Genomic DNA, 2,679 nt, shown 5'->3' with positions numbered 1-2,679 from the left:
GGCTCACCCAGCCACCACGAATTCGACAGAGACCTCAGCCGGGCAGTCTGACCAAAGCCCCCCACCCCCTGCACACACCACCAACAGCAGCACAGTCCGCAGCCTCACGAAGCCCGTCTCCGCCCAGCCCACTCCCGCCCAACCCAGTGGGGATGATCGGTCCGGTACCGCACACGCGGTACCTTCGCGGCTCCCGCAGCGTGCGCGGTAGCCGGATGCGGCATCGGCGGCAGCGCGAATTGCCTACGCCCGCCGGACGACCAGTTGTAGGTCTGGCAGACATGATCGGACGACGTCCAGTCGTAGGAGGAGCCGCTCATGTCAGTCCGATTTGTTCTTGCTGCGCCGGCGTCCGCGCATGACTCGGTCCAGTCGGCAGCCGTTTACAGCCTGACCACCGGACGACTCGTGGGTGGCACGGCCGCACTGGTGGCGCTGGCCGGCGTGGTCATCGGGCTGGCTCTGGCCCGCTCCGCCGGTCGCATCGGCACCGGTAACAGGCGAAGCAGGGCCCTCGTGGCCATGATCGCGGGGCTGTTCGGCATGGTCGTCGGCACGCTGAACCTGGCCGTCGCCGATGGTGGTCCCGGCACCGGCAACGGAGTGGTCGGTGGCGCCCTGGCCCTGGTGCTGGGGCTGATCGCCGCAGTCCTCGGCCAGCTGGCCCTGGCCCGCTCCCGCCGCACAGGCTGACCGGGGAATCGAACTGATCGGCGATCCGCCTGTCAGGTGCCAACTGCGCCGCAGCGCCTTCAGCTCGAAGCTCCGGCCGCCGTCCCGGCTGCCTTGGAAACCGCAGGGCGCGATCGGCACGGCCCTGCCCGGACCGATCCCGAGGTTCTCCGCCGCCGCGTTCGTCGAGAACGATCCAAGCCGGGCCCGCGTCGGCGGAGGTGTTCCCCAGTTGGGGACCGCGCGAACGCCCGCGACCGTGGTTCGCAGGGGAGGGCCCATCGGCGGTGCGGACTCTCAACGCATGCACAGTGGAAACAGGAGAGGGCCCGGATTCCGGGCCCTCTCCATCTCGTAGCGGGGACAGGATTTGAACCTGCGACCTCTGGGTTATGAGCCCAGCGAGCTACCGAGCTGCTCCACCCCGCGTCGTCGGTACGATCACTATACATATACGTCTGACTAAAGCTGGCATCGAGGGCGGCCGCCGATGATGGTCGGCGCGTACAGGGGGAGCTCAATGCACCCGCAACGCTGATCGCGGTTGATGTCAACGCTGACGGGCACCGCGAGAACCTCGGCCTGGACGTCGCCACCGCCGAGGACGGTGCCGGCTTGTCGGCCTTCCTGCGCCCGCTCACCTCCCGCCCGCGGCCTGTCCCATGTCCGGCTCGTCGTCTCCGACGCCCACGCCCGCATGGTCGACGCGTCGACGCCGTGCTGCCCAGCGCGTCCTGGCAGTGCTGCCGCACGCACACGCCCGCAATCTGCTGAGCCAGCTCCGAAATCGGCTCAGCCGTGAGTGCCCACCCTGCTGCGGACCGCCTCCGAACAGCCCGACACCGACGAGGTGAAGGCCCAGATGCCCCACACCCTGGTCACGCTGGGGGCCAAGTTCCCCATAGCCTCCGCCCGCTTGGACGTCGCCCAGCAAGTCCTGCCGGGCGGCTGCCGCTCCGCCGGCCACCGGCGCAGTGGAAGCGCGCCTGCGCCTCCGTCTTCACCCTCGCTCGCCGCGGGCCGCCCAGTGCGCGCCATCCCCCGTCCTGGTCATGATCGTCTGTCTCATCCTGGCGTTTTCCTGCCTCCGTTCTTGGTCACTGCTGGCGCCGCGGTCCTGTTCTTCGGGGCCGTGGTGTACGGCTCCCGGCGTGGCTCGGCGCAGCCGTGTACCTCACTGGTTAGCTAATGGCAAGACAGGTACTCGGTCGCGAAGAGGCGGACATGACTGACGTCAATGAAGTAAACAAGCAGATCATTGCTCAGTTCCGGGCGCAGGGCGGCACTGTAGGAGGCTTCTTCGAGGGCAAACGCCTGTTGCTCCTGCACACGGTCGGCCGCCGTACCGGCCAGAAACGGGTGAACCCCCTGGTGTACGCGGCCGACGGTAACTGTTTCCTCGTCTGCGGCACCGCACGCGGCGCGGAAAGAGATCCAGCGTGGGTGGGCAACGTCGCCGCCATGCCCAAGGTGACCATCGAGGTGGGGGAACAGATCCTCGAAACGACCCCTACCGTTGTCACGCATACGTCGCCCGATTGGGAACGTCTCTACGGAATCTGGTCGGCGGGCTGGCCCGACAGCGCGCAGTACGAGACCAGGACTTCGCGCAAGTTCCCCATCGTGAAACTGAAGCCCGACACATCAGACAACGATCTGCCTGAATGAGTGTCAGTTCACGGATCGAACCAGGCTACGGTGCTTTCGTCGGGTGATCGCTACGCCAGGTTCTCCTCGAACGTGGTGTCACTCGCTAGAAGTCGATGCGGGCTTGGAGGTCGTCGACGATGTAGCGGACGTCGGCGAGCTTGTCAGGTGTTGTCACGGCTGGGCGACACCCCCCACCACTCCGTCCCGCGGCCGAAGGGCAGGCCTTGATCAGGCTGCCCCTCGGGGGCTCCACCCCGCAGTCTGAACCGTTCCGGGTTCGGTAGGGACTCGATCGTTTGAGAGGATCGAGTTATGGCACGTCCTTCCCAGTACCCGCTTGAGCTGCGCCGTCGTGCG

Annotated in this window: 2 protein-coding genes, 1 tRNA gene and 1 pseudogene; 3 read left to right on the top strand and 1 reads right to left on the bottom strand. The window is 67.2% G+C overall.

Annotation, left to right across the window (positions count from 1 at the left end):
- Positions 1-318: 318 nt before the first annotated feature.
- On the top strand, positions 319-693 hold the full coding sequence (locus tag ACWC91_RS41440) for a DUF6223 family protein (RefSeq protein WP_450645018.1): 375 nt from the start codon (positions 319-321) through the stop codon (positions 691-693).
- Positions 694-1,027: 334 nt separating this feature from the next.
- Here ACWC91_RS41440 and ACWC91_RS41435 read toward each other — a convergent pair.
- A tRNA-Met gene (locus ACWC91_RS41435) sits at positions 1,028-1,101 on the bottom strand.
- Between the two features lie 105 nt (positions 1,102-1,206).
- Between ACWC91_RS41435 and ACWC91_RS41430 the strand changes: the two are divergent.
- Positions 1,207-1,612, top strand: a pseudogene (locus tag ACWC91_RS41430) (transposase); the annotation flags it as partial.
- Positions 1,613-1,896: 284 nt separating this feature from the next.
- Complete coding sequence (locus tag ACWC91_RS41425; protein ID WP_225077443.1) at positions 1,897-2,340, top strand: nitroreductase/quinone reductase family protein; 444 nt, start codon at positions 1,897-1,899, stop codon at positions 2,338-2,340.
- Positions 2,341-2,679: the final 339 nt, after the last annotated feature.

The organism is Streptomyces sp. NPDC001204 (assembly GCF_053598035.1).
This window is presented reverse-complemented; position numbering and strand designations above follow the sequence as displayed.